The 20,877-nt window shown below is 69.5% G+C and carries 18 protein-coding genes and 1 pseudogene; 6 read left to right on the plus strand and 13 right to left on the minus strand.

Features of this window, described 5'->3' with window-relative positions; all coding sequences use genetic code 11:
* Positions 1-5 precede the first annotated feature (5 nt).
* Both WPS_RS06885 and WPS_RS06890 read left to right on the plus strand, forming a co-directional pair.
* Positions 6-167, plus strand: a complete 162-nt coding sequence (locus WPS_RS06885) for a hypothetical protein (RefSeq protein WP_317997096.1) — start codon at positions 6-8, stop codon at positions 165-167.
* On the plus strand, positions 164-994 hold the full coding sequence (locus WPS_RS06890; RefSeq protein WP_317997097.1) for a dipeptidase: 831 nt from the start codon (positions 164-166) through the stop codon (positions 992-994). The genes WPS_RS06885 and WPS_RS06890 overlap by 4 nt, the downstream gene beginning before the upstream one ends.
* On the opposite strand, the gene WPS_RS06895 is transcribed toward WPS_RS06890, so the two are convergent.
* The gene (locus tag WPS_RS06895) at positions 986-1,918 is read right to left on the minus strand and encodes a PLP-dependent cysteine synthase family protein (RefSeq protein WP_317997098.1); all 933 of its coding nucleotides are present in this window, start codon (positions 1,916-1,918) and stop codon (positions 986-988) included. The genes WPS_RS06890 and WPS_RS06895 overlap by 9 nt on opposite strands.
* Before the next feature lie 24 nt (positions 1,919-1,942).
* On the opposite strand from WPS_RS06895, the pseudogene WPS_RS06900 reads away from it, so the two are divergent.
* Positions 1,943-2,880, plus strand: a pseudogene (locus WPS_RS06900) (proline racemase family protein).
* 4 nt (positions 2,881-2,884) lie between these two features.
* Here WPS_RS06900 and pgl read toward each other — a convergent pair.
* The 4 genes from pgl to WPS_RS06920 all read right to left on the minus strand — a co-directional run bounded on the left by pgl (position 2,885) and on the right by WPS_RS06920 (position 5,550).
* Positions 2,885-3,613 (minus strand): 6-phosphogluconolactonase, encoded by a 729-nt coding sequence (pgl, locus tag WPS_RS06905; protein WP_317997099.1) that lies wholly within the window; start codon positions 3,611-3,613, stop codon positions 2,885-2,887.
* A gap of 3 nt (positions 3,614-3,616) precedes the next feature.
* On the minus strand, positions 3,617-4,171 hold the full coding sequence (locus WPS_RS06910; protein WP_317997100.1) for a hypothetical protein: 555 nt from the start codon (positions 4,169-4,171) through the stop codon (positions 3,617-3,619).
* Positions 4,172-4,230: 59 nt separating this feature from the next.
* Positions 4,231-4,563, minus strand: a complete 333-nt coding sequence (locus WPS_RS06915; protein ID WP_317997101.1) for a hypothetical protein — start codon at positions 4,561-4,563, stop codon at positions 4,231-4,233.
* Between the two features lie 90 nt (positions 4,564-4,653).
* Positions 4,654-5,550: a LysR family transcriptional regulator gene (locus WPS_RS06920; protein ID WP_317997102.1), complete on the minus strand. Its 897-nt coding sequence runs from the start codon at positions 5,548-5,550 to the stop codon at positions 4,654-4,656.
* Positions 5,551-5,632: 82 nt separating this feature from the next.
* Here WPS_RS06920 and WPS_RS06925 point away from each other — a divergent pair, with 82 nt between their 5' ends.
* The gene (locus WPS_RS06925; protein WP_317997103.1) at positions 5,633-7,129 is read left to right on the plus strand and encodes a DHA2 family efflux MFS transporter permease subunit; all 1,497 of its coding nucleotides are present in this window, start codon (positions 5,633-5,635) and stop codon (positions 7,127-7,129) included.
* Between the two features lie 83 nt (positions 7,130-7,212).
* Here WPS_RS06925 and WPS_RS06930 read toward each other — a convergent pair whose 3' ends face one another.
* The 5 genes from WPS_RS06930 to tkt are packed head-to-tail and all read right to left on the minus strand — an operon-like array spanning position 7,213 to position 15,542.
* A complete protein-coding gene (locus WPS_RS06930) occupies positions 7,213-8,181 on the minus strand; it encodes an OpcA/G6PD domain-containing protein (protein WP_317997104.1) in 969 nt (322 codons plus the stop codon).
* On the minus strand, positions 8,178-9,734 hold the full coding sequence (zwf, locus tag WPS_RS06935; protein ID WP_317997105.1) for a glucose-6-phosphate dehydrogenase: 1,557 nt from the start codon (positions 9,732-9,734) through the stop codon (positions 8,178-8,180). The genes WPS_RS06930 and zwf overlap by 4 nt, the downstream gene beginning before the upstream one ends.
* A gap of 7 nt (positions 9,735-9,741) precedes the next feature.
* A complete protein-coding gene (gene gnd, locus WPS_RS06940; RefSeq protein ID WP_317997106.1) occupies positions 9,742-10,665 on the minus strand; it encodes a phosphogluconate dehydrogenase (NAD(+)-dependent, decarboxylating) in 924 nt (307 codons plus the stop codon).
* Positions 10,666-10,692: 27 nt separating this feature from the next.
* Entirely contained in the window at positions 10,693-13,527 is a 2,835-nt protein-coding gene (locus WPS_RS06945) for a bifunctional transaldolase/phosoglucose isomerase (protein ID WP_317997107.1), read from the minus strand.
* 32 nt (positions 13,528-13,559) lie between these two features.
* Complete coding sequence (gene tkt, locus WPS_RS06950) at positions 13,560-15,542, minus strand: transketolase (RefSeq protein WP_317997108.1); 1,983 nt, start codon at positions 15,540-15,542, stop codon at positions 13,560-13,562.
* Between the two features lie 106 nt (positions 15,543-15,648).
* Here tkt and WPS_RS06955 point away from each other — a divergent pair, with 106 nt between their 5' ends.
* Together WPS_RS06955 and WPS_RS06960 are read left to right on the plus strand one after the other, a co-directional pair.
* Positions 15,649-16,524, plus strand: coding sequence for a 2,3,4,5-tetrahydropyridine-2,6-dicarboxylate N-succinyltransferase (locus WPS_RS06955; protein WP_317997109.1), 876 nt, complete (start codon positions 15,649-15,651; stop codon positions 16,522-16,524).
* A 4-nt stretch (positions 16,525-16,528) separates the two neighbouring features.
* A complete protein-coding gene (locus WPS_RS06960) occupies positions 16,529-17,644 on the plus strand; it encodes a pyridoxal phosphate-dependent aminotransferase (protein ID WP_317997110.1) in 1,116 nt (371 codons plus the stop codon).
* A 22-nt stretch (positions 17,645-17,666) separates the two neighbouring features.
* Here WPS_RS06960 and WPS_RS06965 read toward each other — a convergent pair whose 3' ends face one another.
* From WPS_RS06965 to WPS_RS06975, 3 genes are all read right to left on the minus strand, one after another.
* Entirely contained in the window at positions 17,667-17,894 is a 228-nt protein-coding gene (locus WPS_RS06965; RefSeq protein WP_317997111.1) for a hypothetical protein, read from the minus strand.
* A 104-nt stretch (positions 17,895-17,998) separates the two neighbouring features.
* Entirely contained in the window at positions 17,999-18,907 is a 909-nt protein-coding gene (gene ftcD, locus WPS_RS06970; RefSeq protein WP_317997112.1) for a glutamate formimidoyltransferase, read from the minus strand.
* A 51-nt stretch (positions 18,908-18,958) separates the two neighbouring features.
* Positions 18,959-20,818: an alpha/beta hydrolase family protein gene (locus WPS_RS06975; RefSeq protein ID WP_317997113.1), complete on the minus strand. Its 1,860-nt coding sequence runs from the start codon at positions 20,816-20,818 to the stop codon at positions 18,959-18,961.
* Positions 20,819-20,877: the final 59 nt, after the last annotated feature.

Raw genomic sequence — 20,877 nt, forward strand, 5'->3', positions numbered from 1 at the left:
GAACGGTGCCCATGCGGCACGAGGCGCCGTACGTGTGGGACATGCACGGCTGCCCGGGGCGCGGGCCGGCGAACGATCTGCCGAGCGTCCTCGAGCGCTATCGCGCCGCGGGCTTCGACGCGGTGACCGTGAACGTCGGCGACTCGCCGAAACGCTCGAGCGCGTGATCGCGACGATCGCGTCGTATCGCCGGCAGATCGCCGAGCATCCGGAGCGTTACCGCTTGGTGCAGGATGCCCGCGACCTGCGGCGCGATGCGCGGCTCGCGGTCGCGTTCGACGTCGAAGGCGCGCTTTCGATCGGCGACCGGCTCGATCTCGTCGACCTCTACTACGATCTGGGCGTGCGCTGGACGGCGTTCGTCTACAACCGGGCGAACCTGGCGGGCGCCGGTTGTCACGACGACGTCGACGAGGGGCTCACGCCGTTCGGCGGCCGGCTCGTCGCGCGGATGGAACACGCCGGGATGATCAAGTGCTGCTCGCATACCGGGTACCGCACCGCGCTCGAGATCTTTGCGGCCGCGCGCAAGCCGACGATTCTCTCCCATTCGAATCCCCGCGCGCTCGCCGATCACGAACGCAACGTCCCCGACGCTCTGCTGCGCGCGTGCGCGCAGACCGGCGGCGTCGTCGGCATCAACGCCGTCGGCTTGTTCTTGGGCACGGCCGATCCGTCGGCGCGCGACGTGTTCCGTCATCTCGACTACGTCGTGCACTTGATCGGACCCGAGCACGTCGGGATCGCGTTCGATTCCGTGTTCCCCGCCGCGCCCGGCGCGAGCGGCTTCGAACCGGAGTCGCGGCCCGACTATTGGCCGCCGTCGCGGGGGTACAGCCGGTCGGTCACGATCCTCGGCCCCGAGATTCTGCACGACGTCGTCGCCTGCATGCGCGAGGCGGGGTATTCGCGGAGCGCGATCGACGGGATCCTGGGCGGCAACTTCGCGCGGGTCGCGGCCGCGTGCTGGAAGTCCGGCGCCGCGTCAGCCTGACGCCGGCGGATCGTATTTGAGGCCGGTGTCGCAGAGGACGGTTGCGACGACCGCGCCGTCGCGCAGCGTCCCGCTCGCGAGCAAACGGCGCGCGGCCAGCACGTTCGCCGCGGACGAGAACCCGACGTAGAACCCCATCCGTCCCAGCGTCGCGCGCTCGGCGCTCGCGTCCTCGTCGGTCACGCTCGCGTACGCGTCGACGAGCGAAGCGTCCCACAGCGGCGGGATCCGCGCATAGCCGGTCCCCTGCAGCAGGTGCGCGGCCTTCGTGACCGCCTCGCCGGCGAGCACGGCGGCGCCGTGCGGCTCGACGGCGACACCGCGGACGCGCCGATCGCGACGCTTGAGGTCGCGCAGCGTGCCGATCAGCGTCGCGCCGCTGCCGACGCAGGCGACGAACGCATCGATGCGCGGGAGCGCCGCGCGCAGTTCGGGGCCGGTCGTCGTCTCGTGCGCGAGGACGCAATCGGCGTTGGCGAACTGATCGACGAAGAACGCGCAACGCTCGTCCGCGATCGCGCGCGCGCGCCGCGTCGCTGCGTCGATATCGGCGCCGGTGACCCGCCCGGGCGAACCGTCGACCTGCGCGACGAGTTCGACCGCGGCACCGAGGCCGCGCATCATCGCAGCGCGTGCCGGACTGTTGCCGCGCGACATCACCGCGACGAACGGGTGTCCGAACGCACCGCAGACCAGCGCGAGCCCCGCGCCCATGTTCCCGCTCGTCATCTCGACGACGGTTCCGCCGGGAGGGAGCGTCCCGCGCCGGCGCGCGTTGACGATCGCCGCGAGCGCGGCGCGGTCTTTGACGCTGCCGCCGGGCTGCAAGTATTCCGCTTTCGCCGCGATCGTGCCGCCGGCCGCGTCGATCGCGACGACCTTCGTGCTGCCGATCAGCGCCGCGACGCCGCAGGAGGTGTCCACCCCGGACGGTATTGGAAGGCTGCCATGGAGCTCCTCGATCGGCTGCGCGTCGTCGATTCTCACACGGAAGGCGAACTGACGCGCACCGTCATCGACGGCTGGCCCGCCGCGGGAGCGTCGATCGCCGAACGCCTCGCCGACACGCGCGCGCGCTTCGATCCTCTGCGCCGTGCGATCGTCTGCGAACCGCGCGGTCACGAGCGATCGTCGCGGCGATTCTCACGCCGCCCGAACGCGACGGCTCCGTCGCGGGCGTGCTGTTCTGCAACGACGTGGGCTATCTGGGGATGTGCGGTCACGGGACGATCGGCGTCGTGCGCACGCTGCAGCATCTCGGCCGCATCGCGCCCGGCGTGGTGCGGATCGACACGCCGGCAGGCACCGTCGCTGCGACGCTCCACGACGACGGCAGCGCGAGCGTCGAGAACGTCCCGAGTTTTCTACACGCGCGCGACGTTGCGGTCGACGTCGACGGGCTCGGGCGCATCATCGGCGACGTCGCCTACGGCGGGAACTGGTTCTTTCTGACCTCGCTCCCCGCGCCCGCGCTGGACGTCCGCAATGCAGCCGCGCTGCTCGATGCGGCGACGCGGATTCGCGAGGCTCTCGGACGCAGCGCGATCACCGGCGCGCACGGCGCCGCGATCGACCACGTCGAACTCTTTGGACCGCCGCTGCGCGCCGACGCCGACGCTCGCAGCTTCGTGCTGTGTCCCGGCGCCGCGTACGATCGTTCGCCGTGCGGCACGGGGACCTCGGCGAAGATGGCCGCGCTGCATGCGCGCGGCCGCCTTCCGCTCCACGCGACGTGGCGCCAGGAGAGCATCACCGGCGGCCTGTTCACCGGGACGCTGGCGATGCACGACGGCGCGCTCGTCCCGACGACCCGCGGCCGCGCGTACGTCACCGCGGAGACGACGCTGCTCTTCGACCGCGACGACCCGTACCGCTTCGGATTCTAGCGCTTCAGAGCTTCGCCGCTGCGGCGGCGTCGACGAACCAGTGCAGGTCGCCGCTGCGCGGACGCACGATCTGCGACGGGTACACGTCGGGCTGCGGCGGCCCGTTGAGGACCATCGCCAGCGCGTCGGCCTTTTCCGCGCCGCCGGCGGTGATCGTGACGCTGTGCGCGTCGTTGATCGCGTGCGGCGTCAGGGTGATCCGCCAGCGGTCGAGCCGCGGGACGAAGTGCGCGATGCAGAGCGCGCTGCGCGCGATCCCGCTCACGGTGCCCGGGAAGAGTGATGCGGTGTGTCCGTCGGGGCCCATCCCAAGCAGGATCAGGTCGAGCCGCGGACGCTCGCCGAGCTCCCGCTGCAGCACCGCGTGATAGTCGGCGGCCGCGGCGGTGGGGTCGTCTTCACCGCGCATCCGATGAACGCGGCCGGGCGCGACGGCGAGCGGATCGAGCAGCGTCTCGCGGTTCATGCGGTAGTTGGAATCGGCGTCGGACGGCGGCACGCAGCGCTCGTCGCCGAACCAGAACACCACGCGCGTCCAGTCGAGCGCATCGCGGCGCGGCGGCGCCGCGAGCAGGGCGTTCATCGCGCGCGGCGTCGAGCCGCCCGCCAGCGCGAGGTGCGCGCGCTCGCGCGCGGCGAGGGTGCGCTGGAGGACGGCGACGGCGTGATCGGCCGCCGCCGTCGCGAGCGCGCCGGCGTCGGGGAGCACCGTCACGTTGCGGAGCCCCGCCACGCGCTACGCTCCGGGAGTCAGATCGTCGGTCAGTTTGAGGTGGAGGATCGTGCCGCGCTTCACGTCGATGTCGCTTTTGAGACTCGTCGCCAGCGCGAAGCCGCCGGCGGCGCCGGCCAGACCGCCGTGCTTCGCGGCGGCGACCTTGTGGCCGACGATCGCACCACCGACGATGAGGCCGGTATCGCGCAGAAGATGTTTCTTCGGCTCGAGCGCTTTTAGCGATGTGAGCGCGAGCGGCGCCGGGACTTTTCGGCCGTCGGCGAGCTGGATATCGTCGAAGACGATGTTGAGCGTCGCCCCGTGTCCCATGTGCGCGGGAGAAACCTGCTCAACGTGGCCGTCGACCTTCGCGCCTTTGAGCGCGTCGGGGGCTTTGTGAAAGAAGCCCTCGTGCTCGGTGAGCGTGAAGGTATCGCCCTCGTGCAAGCGCTTCGTGTTGAGTTCCTGATCGAGCCGCGCTTCGAACTGCGCTCCTTTGGGAGCGATGACGCCCTGAGCGGCGGCGGGGACGGCGAGCGCGGCCAGGGCTGCCGCGACGAGGACGAATCGTTGCATGCGGGCGGGCTTTGCGGAGCGGCCCGGCGGCGCCTCTCGTCGCGGCTGCGGTGCTGCCGTTACAGCCCCTTGCGGCAGGCGCCTACCAGATCGAAATCGATCAGGAAGTTGTAGCCGGGCTGCGCTTCGAGCGAGCCGGCCGCGGGGACGGGCATGGGGCCGACGACGGGCTGATTCGCACACTGTGCGAACGCCGGCTTCTGCACGTAGATTCCGCGCAGCGGGTCGACGTTGCGATACTGCAACGCAGTTTTGGTGTCGTTGGCACTCACGACGAGCGTCGTCTGCTGGTGTGCCGGCGCGAGCGGTGCCGCCGGCATCTGCGCGGATGCGGCGACCGTAGCGGATCCGAGCGCGACGGTGAGTCCGAATGTTGAGATCAAGGCGTTCACGGTGATGTTCTCCTCCTTACGGGAACACCCTGAGTATCGCATCGGAAAATATCGTTGTCCAATATTAATAAAGGACATATCTATCATGTTTCACGATGAAAGGCCGGCGCTGCGGATCTCGGCGGCGAGGGCGGCGAGGGCCGCCGAGGTCGCGTCGCGGCGCGTCACGGCGGCGAAGCGCAGCACGGTCTTCGGCATGACCGCGAGGTAGTGCAGCCCGCGGATCCCGAGATCGCGCGCGGCGGAGGTGACCAGCGTGACGCCGAGACCGGCGGCGACGAATCCCAGCACGATCCGTACGTCCGTCGCTTCCTGCACGATGCGCGGCGTGAAGCCGGCCTGCCGGCAGCGTTCCACGATGTCGTCGTTGATCGATTCGCCGATATTTCGTCCGAACATCACCCAGTCGTCGCCGGCGAATTCGGCGAGCGCGACCGACCGCCGTTTCGCGAGCCGGTGACGGCTGTCGACGGCCGCCGTCACGCGCTGGTCCGGGACGGGAAGAATCTCGAATTCATCGACGCGTCTCTCGCAGTCCGGGACGAGCCGCAGGAACGCGCAGTCGATCTCCCCGTTGCGCAGCGCCGAGATCTGATCGACGGAGGGCATCTCGCGCAGGTCGAGCGCGACGTCGGGGCGCCGCCGGCGGTAGCTGCGCAGGACGGCGGTGAGGATCCGCGCCGGAAACACGCGCGAGTAGCCCAGCGTCAAGCGTCCGACCAGCCCGCGCGCCCCGAGCCGGGCGACGCGCTCGACGTCGTCGGCGGCTCGAAGTGCGCGGCGCGCCTGCTCGAGGACGAGGCGCCCGCTTTCGGTCAGGCGCACGCGCCGGCCGGCCCGTTCGAAGAGGTCGACGCCGATCTCGGCCTCGAGCTTCGCCACCTGGGCGCTGAGCGCCGGCTGTGCGATCGCGAGATCCTCCGACGCGCGGGTGAAGCTCTCGTGCTCGGCGACCCCGACAAAGTATCGCAATTGCCGCAGTTCCATATCACCGTCTATCGCGGTTCGCGATCGGTTGGTTGCGTATCGGTATTGGACGCGCGCGCTCGCGTGCGCGACGATGGCGCCGATGGATTCCGTCGTCGAGTACGGGTGGCGCCGCGCCGCCGTGGTCGCAGGGGTGATGCTCGCCACGGTGCTGCAAGTGCTCGATGCCACCATCGTCAACGTCGCGCTGCCGACGATTCAGGGCAATCTCGGCGCGTCGCTCGACGACGGCACGTGGATTATCACCGGCTACATCATCGCCGCGGTGATCGTCATCCCCCTGACGCCCTGGCTGCAGACCCGCTTCGGCCGCAAGCGCTACTACCTCGCCGCGATCGCGGGATTCACGCTGACCTCGGCGCTGTGCGGGCTCTCGACCGGCCTCGGGGAACTGGTCGTCTTCCGCATCCTGCAGGGGCTCTGCGGCGGCGGGCTCGCGGCGACGGGACAGGCGATTCTGCGCGACACGTTCCCGCCCCGGCAGCTCGGCCTCAGCCAAGTCCTCGTGGCGACCGGCGCGATCACCGGGCCGTCGATCGGACCGACCCTCGGCGGCATTCTCACCGATGCGTGGTCCTGGAACTGGATCTTTTACATCAACGTGGTTCCCGGCGTGCTCGCGGTCGTGCTGCTGCTGCTCTACCTGCGGGATCCGGCGGCGCCGCGGCGCGCGCGCATCGACGTTCCGGGATTGGCGCTGCTGGCGATCGGTCTGGGCTGCCTGCAGTACGCCCTCAACGAGGGCGAACGCAACGACTGGTTCGCGGACGCGCGGCTAGTGACGTGCGCGGTGCTGGCGTGCGGCGGACTCGCGGCCTTCGTGTGGTGGGAGCTGCGCACCGCGCAGCCGATCGTCGACCTGCGGATCCTCAAGAACCGCACCGTCGCGGCGGGGACGCTGCTGGCGGGCGTCACCGGCTTCACGCTGTTCGGCGGGATTGTGCTTGCGCCGCAGTTCACGCAAGGCGTCCTCGGTTTCACCGCGACGCTCAGCGGCGAGTCGGTGCTGGTGCGTGCGCTCGGGATCCTGCTCTTCACGCCGCTGACCCTGGCGTTTCTCAACCGCATGAAGTGGAACGCGCGCTGGCTGCTGGGGGCGGGCTACGCGCTGGTAGCGGCGGCGAATCTCTGGCAGGCCGAGGTGACGGCGTCGTCAGGCGAATTCGCAACCTACGTGCTGCCGCTCTTCGTGGGCGGCATCGGGTTCGCGCAGCTCTTCACGCCGCTCGCGGTGACGGTGCTCGGCGCGGTGCGCGGCGTCGACACGCCCAAAGCCGCCGCGCTGCTCGCGCTCGCGCAGCAGCTCGGCGGATCGATCGCGACCGCGGTTCTGGTCACGCTGCTCGATCGCCGCGGTGCGTTTCACCACGACGCGCTTGCCGCGGGAATCACGCTCTCGCGCGCGGCGATCGCGAATGTCGTGCAGCACGTCTCGCCGCAAGCGCTCGCGGGCCTGGTAACGCGCGAAGCCTCGGCGCTCTCGTTCGCCGACGCGTTCTACCTGCTAGCCCTGTGCGGCGCGCTCGCCGTCCCCCTCGTCCTCATCCTGCGCACCAAACCGGTCCTCGCGTCACCCTGAGCCTGTCGAAGGGCCGCACCGGAGGGCACCGGTGACGCGGCGCTTCGACAAGCTTAGCGTGCGGGGCGTCAGCCGGCTTGCCTTCAGCCGACCAGCGTTGCAATCCAGCTCAGCGCGGTCACGAAGACCTCGTCTGCGCCCGGTTCGAGGATCGCGCGCTCGAGCAGCGAGGCGTTGTCGATCGCCTGCAGCGGAACCAGACGGCGCTCGCGCCCGTATTCGCCTTCGACCCAGACGGCGACGACGGCCGGGTCGTCGGTCACCTCGCCATGATACCACGAGCCGTCGGTATCGAGGCAGACGCTGTGCACGCGGCGCGTCTGTCCCGCGATCTCATGCGTAAACGCAATCTCTTTTCCGTCGCGAGCGGTGAAGGCGCTGCGGCCGGACGCGGTCCATCCCAGCCGGCTCGCGAGCCAGGCGCCCAGATAAAGCGCCTCCGCCTCCGAGCCGCTGGTGATGTGCAGGGCGCGCATCGTGTAGAGTTCCGAGAGCAGACGCGGATCGTCGAAGAAGCGTGCGATCATGTCCTGCCACGGCGTGAGCCGCAGCCACGCGAGATCGCGGATCGCGATCTCGGGGTGCCGCGGCGCGAAGGCGGCGAGACTGCACACCGCCGTATCGTCCGTCACACTCCCGGACGAGTCGACGAGCAGCGTGTGGGCGCGCGCCAGCAGCGCGTTCAAAATCTCGCCGGCGTCGACGTGCGCGCCGCTCCACCACAGCACGGTGGAGACCGCGTCGCGGCAGAACGCGCTGACGTACTGATCGACGCCGTCGGCGTCGAGCGCGGACGCATCGATCGAGACGCAGTTGCGGCTACCGCCGCAGCTCACGCGCGGCTCGCCGCTCTCGGCCCCGGTGCGGTCGAAGATCATCAGAAACGACGGATACTTCTCGGCGAGCATCCGCGCGCGCTCGAGCACCCAATCGCGCCGGCCCGCTTCGTCGATCCAAACGATGAAGGTGAGCGTCGAGGTGGAGAGGCCGCCGAGCGCGAGCTCGCCGCGCATCGTCTCGATCGACGAAGAAACCGCCGGCTCCGAGGTCATATCTTTCTCCACTCGCGGCCGTCGGCGGCGAGCAGACGATCCGACGACGCCGGACCCTGACCGCCGGCCGCGTAGTTCGGAAAGTTCTCGTCGTAGGTCGCGGTCCACCGGTCGAGGACCGGCATGACGATGTTCCACGCGGTCTCGACGGCATCCCAGCGGGTGAAGAGCGTCGCGTCGCCGCGCATCGCGTCGCCGATGAGCCGTTCGTACGCGGGCGCTGAGACGACGCCGAAACCCGTCCCGTAGTTGAAATCCATCGAGACCGAGCGGATGTGCATCTTCGGTCCCGGGACCTTGGCGTTGAAGCGCAGCGAGATCCCCTCGTCGGGCTGGATCTTCATCACCAGCACGTTGTTGTCGAGCCCTTCGCCGGCTTCGCCGAAGAGCCGGTGCGGGATCGCGCGGAAGCGGATCGCGATCTCCGACATCTTGTGCCCCAGACGCTTGCCGGACCGCAGGTAGAACGGGACGTCGGCCCAGCGCCAGTTGTCGATCTGCAGCTTCACCGCCGCATACGTCTCGGTGTTCGAGTCGGGCCGCACGTCGGGCTCCTCGCGATACCCCGGCACCGGCTTCCCGCCGATCGAGCCCGCCTCGTACTGTCCGCGAGCCGTCTCCTGCATCACGCGGGCGCGGTCGATCGGCCGCACCGCGGAGAGCACTTTGAACTTCTCGTCGCGGATCGCGTCGGCGCCGGAATTCACCGGCGGTTCCATCGCGACGAGCGCGAGCAGGTTCATCACGTGGTTCTGGATCATGTCGCGCAGCGCGCCGGCGTTGTCGTAGTAGCCGCCGCGGCCTTCGACGCCGACCGTCTCCGCCGCGGTGATCTGCACCGAGTCGACGTAGCGCCGGTTCCAGATCGGCTCGAAGATCACGTTGGCGAAGCGCAGCGCCATGATATCCTGCACCGGCTCTTTGCCCAGGTAGTGATCGATGCGATAGATCTGCTTCTCGTCGAAGACCTTGGAGACTTCGGTCTGCAGCGCGCGCGCCGAGTCGAGATCGGTGCCGAACGGCTTCTCGATGATGATCCGCGTCCAGCCGGTCTTGTTCTGATGCGGGCCCAAGCCGGCGTCTTCGAGCTTGCCGACGATCGTGGCGAACAGCGACGGCGGCGTGCTCAGGTAGAAGAGCCGGTTTCCCGCGGTTCCGAACTGCTGGTCGTTGTGCTCGAGGACGTCGCGCAGCTTTTTGTAGGCGTCGGTGTCGTCGAACGGCCCGCTGACATACGAGACATGGTTGGCGAAGTCGCTCCACAGCGGCTCCTTGGCCAGGCCGCTGCGCGAGAACTCGTCGACGCTCTTGCGCATCTCGTCGCGGAACGACTGATCGCTGAACGGCGAGCGCGAGAAGCCGACGATCGCGTAGTTCGCCGGGAGAATGTCGCCGAGGCGGAGGTTCCACATCGCCGGCATCAGCATGCGCTTCATCAAGTCGCCGCTCGCGCCGAAGAACACAATCGAACACGGATCCCCGATGCGGTTGACCGCGATCCCCGCGCGCAGCGGGTTCGCCGCCTGCGGCGGCGCGGTGAGGGTCGTGGTCATCGCTTCGTCACTCTCCGGCAGCGCCCGCGTGCGCCGGCTCTTCCTTGATTGCGTGGCCGCCGAACTGATTGCGCAGTGCGGCGATCACCTTCGCGCTGAACGACTCGTCCTGGCGCGAGACGAAGCGCGAGAGCAGCGACATCGTGATCACCGGCGCCGGGACGTTTTCGTCGATCGCGGCCTGCACGGTCCATCGCCCCTCGCCGGAGTCCTCGACCCAGCCGCGGACCTTCGAGAGCGTCGCGTCCTCCTTGAAAGCAAGCTCCGCGAGCTCGAGCAGCCACGATCGCACGACCGAACCGTGCAGCCAGAGCGCGGACAGCTGATGGAGGTCGTACCGGTACTCCGACTTCTCGAGGATCTCGAAACCCTCGCCGTACGCGGCGAGCATCCCGTACTCGATCCCGTTGTGCACCATCTTCGAGAAGTGCCCGGCACCGCTCGGTCCGACGTACGCGTAACCGTCGGGCGGCGCCAGCGTCGTGAAGATCGGCTCGACGCGTTTCACCGCCGCCTCGTCGCCGCCGACCATCAGGCAGTAGCCGTTCGCCAGCCCCCACACGCCGCCGGACGTGCCGGCGTCGATGAACGCGATCTGCTTCTCGCAGCAGCGCGCGTAGCGCGCCTTCGAATCGGTCCAGCGCGAGTTGCCGCCGTCGATGATCGAGTCGCCGGGCTGCAGCATCCCCAGCAGGTCGGAGATCGTCGAGTCGGTGGGCGCGCCCGCCGGCACCATGATCCACACCGCGCGCGGCGGCTGGAGTTTCGCGACCAGATCGGCGAGCGACGAGGCGGCGGTCGCGCCGTCGCCCGCGCTGCGCGCAACCGCAGCCGAATCGCGATCGTACGCCACCACCGCATGTCCGCCGCGCACCAGCCGCGTCGTCATGTTGGCGCCCATCTTGCCCAGCCCGATCATCCCGAGTTGCATCTCTGCGTCCTTCGCTTTCGAATCCGGTTACGCGCGCGCGCCGACGGCGTGTTCGATCGCCGCCGCGAACGCGGCGAGCCCGGCCTGGACCTCACCCGGGAAGTGGACGCGGATGCCGCGCCGTTCGCGTTTGTCGAGCGACTCGAAATCGCCCAGCGCCTGCGCGCGTTCGAGGGTGCGGAACCCGACCATCCCGGGGATCGCGATCTCGAACGGCGCGTCGTAGGTGAACTGGAAGAACACGCCCTCGTTCGAGCCGCCTTTGTGGAGCTGTCCCGTGGAGTGCAGGAAGCGCGGCCCGAAGCCGACCGTCGTCGCGACCTTGTGCGCGTCGCGCACGACCGCGCGGATCCGGCGGAGCGCATCCTCGTTCACGCCGTTCATCGGGACGTACGCGTTGAAGGCGACGTAGTCGCCGGCGCGGATCTGATCGGCGATCGCCGCGACCGCGCTCTGCAGATCGCTGCCCAGCGCGGCGGCGCGCGATCCGGCGAGCGGGAAGATCTGGGCGTCGGACGACGTCACCCGCGGTTCCGGTTCGCCGAAGCCGCCCTTCTGCGCGTACTCCGCGAGCAGACGTTTCGTGTTGTCTTTGGACTCCTGGACGTTGGGCTGATCGAACGCGTCGATCCCGAGCACCGCGCCGGCCGCCGCGGTCGCGATCTCCCACAGATAGAACTGCTCGCCGATGTCGTACGCGTCGCTCATCGCCAGCCGGATCACCGGATGTCCCGCTGCCTCGAGCTCGCACGCGCGCGCGCCGGCGTCGTCGTCGCCGGGGAGCGTCGCGCCGACGTAGACGAAGACGCGGTCCTCGCCGTAGGCGCCCACCTCACCGAGCGGCTCGCCCTCGACCGGGACGATCCCGATCCCCGATTTGCCGGTCGACTCGGCGATCAGCTGTTCGGCCCACGCGCCGAACGCGCGCACCGAGGGATGGGTGAGGATCGTCAGCTTGTCCCGGCCCTGCTTCGCGAGCGCCCCGATCGCCGCGCCGAAGCGCACTCCCGGCGCGTCGTGCGGGACGACGGTGCGCGCGTTGGCGTGCATCGCGTTGATCGCGCGGTCGAGGATCGCCGTGACGTCGTAGCCGGCCAGCGCCGCCGGGACCATCCCGAAGTACGAGAGCGCCGAGTACCGGCCGCCGATGTTCGGATCGTTGGTGAAGACGCGCGCGAACTTCGCCTGCTTCGCCTCCGCCTCGAGTTTCGTCCCCGGATCGGTCACCGCGACGAAATGGTCGCCGGCGTTCTGCGCCCCGACCGTCTGCTGAACGCGCTGGAAGAAATAGCGGTAGAAGGCGTCGGGCTCCGTCGTCGTCCCCGATTTCGAGGCGACGATGAAGAGCGAGCGCGCGATGTCGAGCGACTCGTCGAGCGCGCGCACCTGCTGCGGATCGGTCGAGTCGAGGACGTGCAGCGCCGGATAGCCGGGCGTCTTCCCGAACGTCCGGCGCAGGACGTCGGGCGCGAGCGAGCTCCCGCCCATCCCGAGCACCACGACGTGATCGAACCGCTTCGCGCACGACTGCGCGAACTCGCGCAGGTCGCTGCTCTGCGCGTGCGTCTGCTGCGGGATCTCCACCCAGCCCAGCGCGTGCGTGACGATCGCGACGTGCGCCGGATCGGACGACCACGGCGACGGATCGGCGAGCCAGAGCTTCTTGAGGATGTCGAGCGTGCCGAGCCGGTCGAGCGCCGCGTCGGCGGCGGGCTGCGCGGCGCCGAGCGCGAGCGAGACCTTCGGCGGCGCGTCGCTGCGGAGTTTTTCGAGCTTCGAGCCGATTGCGGCGAGCATCGCGTTGAACGAGTCGGCGAACGACGTGACGCCGTCGGCGACGAGTTGTTCGGTGACGTCGTAGAGCGAGATCTGTTCTTTCCCGAGCGCCTCGATCGTCGCCCGCGCGCGGCCGAGGTCCTCGAGGACCGTCTCCGGACGGACCGTCCCGTGGTCGAGGATCGCGTCGAGCGTGTTGGGCGGAACGGTGTTGACCGTGTCGCGGCCGACGAGCGGCTCGACGTACATCAGATCGGCATACGCCGGATTCTTCGTCGAGGTCGACGCCCACAGCGGACGCTGCACGCGTGCGCCCTTCGCCCGCAGCGCCGCGAAGCGCTCGCCGCCGAAGAGTTTGAGAAAACGCTGGTACGCGAGTTTGGTGTTCGCGACCGCGGCCTTCCCCAGCAGGTGCTCGAGGTGCGCGCCGGCCTCGATCTTGGCGTGAAGCTGTTTGTCGATCGCGGTGTCGATGCGCGAGACGAAGAACGATGCGACCGACGCGATCGCGTCGATCGGCTCGCCGCGCTTCACGCGCTCTTCGAGCCCTTCGATGTACGCGTTCGCCGCGGTCTCGTAGCGGTCGACCGAGAAAAGCAGCGTGACGTTGACGTTGATCCCGGCCGCGATCGTCGCCTTGATCGCCGGGCCGCCTTCGACGGTTCCCGGGATCTTGATCATCACGTTGGGGCGGTCGACGGCGCGCCACAACCGGGCCGCCGCGTCGATCGTCCCCTGCGTGTCGTTGGCGAGCGTCGGCGAGACCTCGAGCGAGACGTAGCCGTCGAGCCCGTGCGTCTGGTCCCACACCGGACGGAAGAGATCGCACGCGCTGCGGATGTCGCGGATCGCGAGCGCCTCGAAGATCGCGGCGGTGTCGCGCTCGGCGGCGAGCGTGCGGAGCTGCTCGTCGTAGTCGGTCCCCGCGCCGATCGCCTTCTCGAAGATCGTCGGGTTGGAAGTCATTCCGCGCAGGCCCTGATCGATCAGCGTCTGCAGTTCGCCCGAGGCGAACATGCTGCGGCGGATGTTGTCGAGCCAGATGCTCTGCCCGGCTGCCGCGAGTTCGCGCAGTTGGTTGCCCATGGTGCTCGTGTCTCTTTCTCGGGTGTGGGAGATCAGACGTTGGCCAGCAGGCCCGCCGCGACGTCCGCGACGTGTCTGGGCGTGAAGCCGTAATCGGCGGCGATCGCGGCGCCCGGCGCCGAGGTGCCGAAATGGTCGAGGCCGTACGCGATCCCGCGCTCGCCGACGTATTTCGACCAGCCGATCGTCGCGGCGGCTTCGATCGACATGCGCGCGCGCACGTGCGGCGGAAGGATCCGATGCCGGTAGGCTTCGTCCTGCGCGTCGAACAGCCGCCACGACGGCATCGAGACGACGCGGGTCTTCGTACCGCCCGCTTCGAGCAGTTTCGCCGCTTCGACGGCGAGCGAAACTTCGGATCCGGTGCCGATGAGGATCACGTCGGGTTCGTCGGGCGGCTCGACGAGGATATACGCGCCGCGTGCGACGTCGGCGCGGCGTTCGCCCAGAAACGGGACCTTCTGCCGCGTCAGCACGATCGCGGTCGGTCCCGCGTGCGGCTGGATCGCGAGCTTCCACGCTTCGAGCGTCTCGAGCGCGTCGGCGGGGCGGATGTCGACGACGTTGGGCGTCGCGCGCAGCATCGCGAGCTGTTCGATCGGCTGGTGCGTCGGACCGTCTTCGCCGAGAAAGACCGAGTCGTGCGTGAAGACGAAGATCTCGCGGATCTGGTTGAGCGCTGCGAGCCGCAGCGACGGCTTCATGTAGTCGAGGAAGTTGAAGAACGTCGCGCTGAACGGCAGCAGGCCGCCGTGCAGCGCGATCCCGTTCGACGCCGCCGCCATCGCGTGCTCGCGCACGCCGTAGTGGATGTTGCGGCCGGCGTACGAGCCGGGTTGGAAATCGCCCTGGTCTTTCAGATACGTCTTGGTCGACGGATCCAAGTCGGCGGAGCCGCCGACGAGTTCGGGGAGCGCGGCGGCGATCGCGTTCATCACCGTTCCGCCGGCCTCGCGCGTCGCGACGCTGCCGTTCTCCGCGGTGAACGCGGGCCACGGAAGGGTCGAGGGCAGCGTCCCGTCGCGCGCTCGCTCGAACTGCGCCGCAAGCTCCGCGTGCGTGGCCTTCCACCGCGCGTAGCGCGCGTTCCACGCATCCTGCAGCGCCGCGCCCTTCGCGCCGGCGTCTTTGAAGAACGCGGCCGCCTCGGCGGGGATCTCGAATGGCGGAGAGTCCCAGTGCAGCGCCTTGCGCGTCGCCTCCATGTTCTTGCCGAGCGGCTCGCCGTGGGTCTTGAACGTCCCCGCTTCGGGGGAGCCGTAGCCGATCGTGGAGCGGATCGCGATCAGCGTCGGCGCGTCGGCCTGCGATTTCGCCAGCGCAATCGCGCGGTCGATCGTCTCGACGTCGTTCGCTTCACCAGGTCCGACCTCGATCGTGTGCCAGCCGTACGCCTCGAACCGTTCGCGGACGTCTTCGGTGAACGTCAGCGAGGTCGCGCCGGCGAGCGAGACCTTATTGTCGTCGTAGAGGACGATCAGCTTGCCGAGCTGGAGGTGCCCGGCGAGCGACGCCGCCTCCGACGCCACGCCTTCCATCAGATCGCCGTCGCCGGCGAGAACGTACGTGTCGTGGTCCACGATCGTCTCGTCGCCGTTGTAGACCGCCGCGAGATGCGCCTCGGCGATCGCGAGCCCGACGGCGTTGGCGAATCCCTGCCCGAGCGGACCGGTGGTCACCTCGACGCCGGCGGTGTGGTGGTACTCCGGGTGCCCCGGGGTTCGGCTGCCGAGCTGGCGGAACGCCTTGAGATCGTCGAGGGTGAGATCGAACCCGGTGAGATGGAGCAGCGCGTAGAGCAGGGCCGAGCCGTGCCCGGCGCTGAGCACGAAGCGGTCGCGGTCGAACCACTTCGGATCGGCCGCGTTGAAGCGCAGGTGACGCGTCCACAGCGTGTACGCCGCCGCCGCCGCGCCGAGCGGGAGCCCCGGGTGGCCGGAGTTGGCCTTCTGGACGGCGTCGACGGCCAGAAAACGGATGGCGTTGATGCGTTGTTCGTCCGCTGCGGAATTCACGTCGTCCTCCGGAAAGGGGGGAACGCGCGTTCGCGAGCCGCGCCTGGTCGGCCTCCTTCAATACCCGCGGACGGAAGCGCGGTTTGCGGCGCGGAACGGAGCGGCGATGGATGCTTCGTTGGAGAGCCGAGTCGTCGAGCTGGAGACGCGTTGCGAGACCGAGCCTGATGCGATCAAGAAGAAGCCCGGCCGCGTCGTCGAGGAGGTGCTCGACGCGCTCGACACCGGTGCGTTGCGCGGCTGCGAACCGGTCGACGGCGAGTGGGTCGTGCACGCGTGGGTCAAGCGAGCGATCCTTCTATCGTTCGCGCGCTTCGACAACGTCTCGATCCACGACGTGATGAGCAGGCCGGCCGCGCTCAAAGACGCGCTCGCAGGCCGCGCGCTACTGCCGTCGTTCTACGATAAACTGCCCACCAAGCGGAATTGGAAGAAACTCGGCGCGCGCTGCGTGCCGCCGGGCGTCGCCCGCTACGGTTCGTATCTGGGGCGCGGGGCGATCCTGATGCCGGGCTTCGTCAACATCGGTGCCTACGTCGACGACGGCACGATGGTCGACACGTGGGCGACGGTCGGCTCGTGCGCGCAGATCGGCAAGAACGTCCACCTCTCGGGCGGAGTGGGGATCGGCGGCGTCCTGGAGCCGCCGCAGGCGACGCCGGTGATCGTCGAGGACGGGGCTTTCGTCGGCTCACGCTGCATCGTCGTCGAAGGCGTCCGTGTCGGCGCGGAAGCGGTGCTGGGCGCGGGCGTCGTGCTGACCGCATCGACGCCGATCGTCGACGTGCGCGGCGACGAGCCGGTGACGACGAAGGGCGCGATCCCGCCGCGTGCGGTCGTGATTCCGGGTACGCTCCCCAAGCGGTTCCCGGCCGGCGAGTTCGGGACGCCGTGCGCGCTGATCATCGGCGTGCGCACCGAGTCCACCGACTTGAAGACGTCGCTCAACGCCGCGCTGCGCGAATTCGAGGTCGCCGTTTAGCTCCGTGAATCCGAAAGTGCTGGCAATCGAGCCGTCGATGATCCGCGCGATCGCGGCGAAGAAACAGGCGGGCGCGATCGATCTGGGGATCGGGGAGCCGGCGCTGCTGCCGCAGCAGCGCTTCATCGACGCGGCGGCACGCTGGGCGGCGGAACACGGCGTCAAGTACACGGTGAACGCCGGCGACGTCGCGCTGCGCGAATTGATCGCCGCGCACTACGCGTTTCCGGGGATGGGCGCGGCGCGCAACGTCTGCATCACCACCGGCTCGCAAGAAGCGGTGTACGTCGCGATCAAGACGCTCCTCGATCCGGCGGTCGACGAACTCCTCGTCGTGGCGCCGGCGTTTCCGGCGTACGCGAAGATGGCCCAGCTCGAGGGAATCGCGTCGCGCGCCGTGCACATGCGCGCCGACGACGACTTTCGCTACGACGTCGACGCGATCGTCGACGCGATCGACCCGGCGACGCGGATGATCGCGATCGCGTCGCCGGCGAATCCCACCGGACGCGTCCTGCGCGACGCCGACGCGCGGCGGCTCGCCGCGGCCCTGCTCGCGCGCCCCGGTGCGCCGGTGTGGATCCTGCAGGATGAGATCTACCGCGAGCTCACCTACGTCGACGACCCCGGCTCGATCGCCGACTACTATCCGTACACGATCGTCGCGAATTCGCTCTCGAAGTCGAACGCGCTCACCGGAATGCGGATCGGCTGGCTGATCGCGCCCGGCGAGGTGAGCGACGCGCTGGTGAAGACGCACGCGTGGGTGACGTCGACGGCGAGCTCGTTCGGACAGCGCGTGGCGCTCGAGATCTTCCGCGAGCCCGGTGCTCTGCAGGAGCACGCGGCATGGTACCGCGCGCAGCACGGCAGCGTCACGGCCGCGCTCGAGGAGAGCGGTCTGCGCTACGTTCCGATCGACGGGGCGTTTTACGCCTGCGTGCGTTTGCCGCGCGGCGGCGACGCGATGGCGGCGGCGCTGGAACTCGTCGAGCGCCGCAACGTCGTGGCGATCCCCGGCGGAACGTTCGGCGCGTCGCTCGAGGGGTGGCTGCGGATCAGTTGGGTCGCGCCGGCCGACGACGTCGCCGAGGGGCTGCGGCGGATCGCCGCGCTCTAGCGGACCCCGGCGCGCGGAACGCTTACGAGGCTTGCGGGCGGCGGAGTTCGTCGACGTGGCGGGCGAAGGCGTCGAACCACAGATCGAGCAGCTGCCGATCCGGCACGTTCCGGACGATGGCCGGATCGGCGGCCGTGCGCAGGAGCGTGATGATGCGGCGATCGCTCAAGCGGCCGAACTTGTGGCGCTTCACGACGCGCCGGGCAACCCTCGCCGCATCCTCGTCGAGGATACGCTGAAGTTCATCCATTCTTGATTCTTTCGTTTTTGCTGGGAGATGGTCCCGCACACGACGTGCGTCGCAGGTGAAGTTTTGGTGTCGATCGGCTGTGCCGCAGCGCACAGCGAGCGGCATCAGCCGCGCTCGGCCGAATGTCTCCTATGCCCGCCGGCCGGTCCGTCCACACCGGCCGCGGCGTATGCGCGCGCGGTCCGTTCGAGCACGCGCTGCGGCGCGAGCCCGATGAGTTCGGTCCGCGCGACCGCGACGCCGTCGCGCGCCGCGGCGCGCCGGACGAGTTCCGTCAGGCGGTAGAGCGGCACCGCATCGACGTCGGTGAGGTTGCACGAGACCTGGACGCGGTCGGGCGCAACCTGCAGTCCGAGGCACTTGAGCGTGCGCAGACCCCCGCCCGACGCACGCAGTCGGCGCGCGATGCGCTGCGCGATCCGGACGTCGCCGCAGGCGAGTTCGACGTTGAAGGCGACGAGGAACGGCCGCGCTCCGATCGCGATCGCGCCGGCCGAGGCGTGAGCGGCGTCGCCGTAATCGAAGGACCATGCCGCGTCGAGGGCGTGACGAGCGGCGAGGCCTTCGAACTCGCCGCGCCGGATCTCGGCGAGCTGCGTGCGATGCGGCGCGCTCGCGGCGGCGCCGTACAGAAACGACGGGATCGCCAAGTCGCACCAGATGCGTCCCGCGGCGCGGTGCGCCAGCGTCACCGCGTCGTCGAGCGTCGCGTCCGCGAGCGGGACGAACGGCAGGACGTCGAGGGCCCCGATCCGCGGGTGGACGCCGTGATGCACGCGCAGATCGATCCGTTCGCGCGCGACGCGCGCCAGCGCGACGGCCGCGGCGACGACCTGCGAGGGGCGGCCGACGGCAGTGATCACGCTGCGGTGATGGACGCGGTCGCTCGTGCGGTGGACCACCTCGGCGCCCTCCGCGCGCATCGCGTCGACGCACGCGTCGACGATCGCCGGGTCGCGGCCCTCGCTGATGTTCGGGACGATCTCGAAGAGGCCGGCCGCCGGATCCCTCACATCGATGATACGTACGCGGGGGCGGCGTTCGTTCCGCGGTGCCGCGCGATTTCAGCGGACGAACGCGTCGATCGCCTCGTGCGGCGCGGGCGGCTCCGTGCGGCCGCCGAGGTGACGCGCCAAGAACGCTTCGACCGCCGCGTTGAAGCGCTTCGCGTTCTCGGGCCGGGCGAAGCCGTGGCCCTCGTCGTCGAACACGATGTAGGTCACGTCTAGCTTGCGCTCGCGCATCGCGGCGACGATCTGGTCGGACTCGGCGATCTTCACGCGCGGGTCGTTCGCGCCTTGCCCGATGAGCAGCGGCGCGCGGATCTCGCCGGCGCGGAAGAGCGGTGACTGCTCGCGCAGGAACGCTTCGGTCTCGCCCATGCGGCGGGTGAACGTCGCCCGAAGCGTCTCCCAGTACGGCGGGATCGACGCCAGCAGCGTGTTGAGGTTGGACGGTCCGACGATGTCGACGCCGCACGCGAACGCGAGCGGCTCGAACGTCAGCGCGGTGAGCACCGCGTAGCCGCCGTACGAGCCGCCCATGATCCCGACGCGCAGCGGATCAGCGATCCCCTGATGCACGAGCCAGGCCTTCGCGTCGAGCAGATCGGTGCGCATCGAGCCGGCCCATTCCCGATCTCCGGCGTTGAGGAACGCTTTGCCGTAGCCGGTCGATCCGCGATAGTTCGGCTGCAGCACGGCATAGCCGCGGTTGGCCAGCCATTGCACCGTGCTGTTGTAGCCCCACTCGTCGCGCACCCACGGTCCGCCGTGGACCAGCACGATCGCCGGAAGCCGCTTCGCTTCGACGCCGGCCGGGGTCGTCAGGTAGCCGTGGATCGTCAGGCCGTCGCGCGCTTGAAACGAGATCGGCGTCATCGGCGAGAGCGCGTACCCTTCGAGCGACGGGCGCGCGGCGAAGAGTTTCGTCGCGCGCCGAGCGGTACGGTCGTACGACCAGTACGTCACCGACCCGGCATCGACGTTGGAGGCGACGAGCCAGGTACGGTCGTCGCGATCGATCGAGGTCAAGGAGGCGTCGCCGGGAACCTGCGCCGCGAGCGCGGCGAAGTCGTCGGCGTACGCGGGATCGAGCACGATCCAGTCGCGGCGCTCGCGCACGATCGACGCGGCGATCGGCGTCTTCGTCTTCGGCGAGAACTGCACGTCGTGCACGTCGTACGCTGCGTCGCCGGCGATCTCGACGGCGGTGCCGGCGGCGAGGTCGTAGCGCATCAGCCGCGCGGCGTTGCCGCCGGCGCTGCTGACGACGAGCAGCCCGCCGCCGTCGACGGTGAATCCGACGAGCGACGGGGTCCCGTCGTCGGGATCGAAGTGTGCGAGCGTGCGCCACGGCGCGTTCGCGTCGTCGCGCACGACGATCTCGTTCGACGCGTCGGCGTGCATGATCACGCCGGCGCGCACCGTCATCGTCATGTCATCCGCGAACGCGGCGATCGTCCCGGGGTTCTCGGTGTCGAGCGTCGCCTTGCCGCTGTGCGGATCGAGCCGGTAGACGTCGAACAGCTGCGGATTGCGGCGGTTCATTACCACGAGAATGCGGTCGGGACGGTGCGGATCGATCGTCTGCACGTCGACGCGCACGCCGTCGTACGGCGTGAGATCGACCGGCGCCTCACCGCCGCGCGGATCGGCGGCGAAGAGGTGGAAGTCTTCGTTGCCGCCGAGGTCCTGCAGGTAGAGAACGCGCGCGCCGTCGGGCGACCAGAAGGCGTTGCGGATCGGCCGCCGGGCATCCGACGCGACCATTCGCGTATCGTCGCGATCGACCGAGCGCACCCACACCGAGAGCACGCCGTCGTGCGGAGCGAGAAACACGAACTGCGTCCCGTCGGGCGAGAGGAAGGGCGCGGCGCGCTCCGGGTTGCCGAAGAGGACGTCGCGCGGGATGAGGTCGGTCATTGCGCGCGTCGCATTCGTCGGACCGCCTCGCAATCCCCGAGGAACCGCAGGGGCGCTGC

The sequence above is a fragment of the Vulcanimicrobium alpinum genome, from assembly GCF_027923555.1.
Taxonomy (GTDB): domain Bacteria; phylum Vulcanimicrobiota; class Vulcanimicrobiia; order Vulcanimicrobiales; family Vulcanimicrobiaceae; genus Vulcanimicrobium; species Vulcanimicrobium alpinum.